The following is a 333-nucleotide window of genomic DNA, read 5'->3' on the forward strand; positions in this document are numbered from 1 at the left end:
ATCAAACTCTTCAGTTCAAACATCTTTGGGTTTTTAAGAAACCCTAAACTTGGCTCAGCAATCGTTGGTTACATCTTTGATTTCTCGCGGAGTAACTTGTGATGCTGATAATCTTGTTGACTATCAGTCTGACTCCACAAGCACCCACACGAATTGCTTGATTCAGTTGTTAAAGAGCGGTTGGTTAAGAGCTTTCGTCTCAACCGAGGCGCGCATTCTACAGCAGCCTCATTTGCTGTCAAGTGATTATTTTCAGAAGTTTTTGAAGATTTCTTCAACAACTTCAACCACTTGCGCTTCCGATCTCTCGTTAGCGGGAGGCGAATTCTACAG

General features: G+C 42.6%; 1 protein-coding gene. It reads left to right on the forward strand.

From position 1 onward, the window contains the following. Positions 1-49: 49 nt before the first annotated feature. On the forward strand, positions 50-333 hold a 284-nt coding region (locus tag HX803_RS32605; protein WP_256732996.1), incomplete at its 3' end, for a hypothetical protein.

Origin of the sequence: Pseudomonas sp. P7548 (genome assembly GCF_013386585.1) — a bacterium.
Taxonomy (GTDB): domain Bacteria; phylum Pseudomonadota; class Gammaproteobacteria; order Pseudomonadales; family Pseudomonadaceae; genus Aquipseudomonas.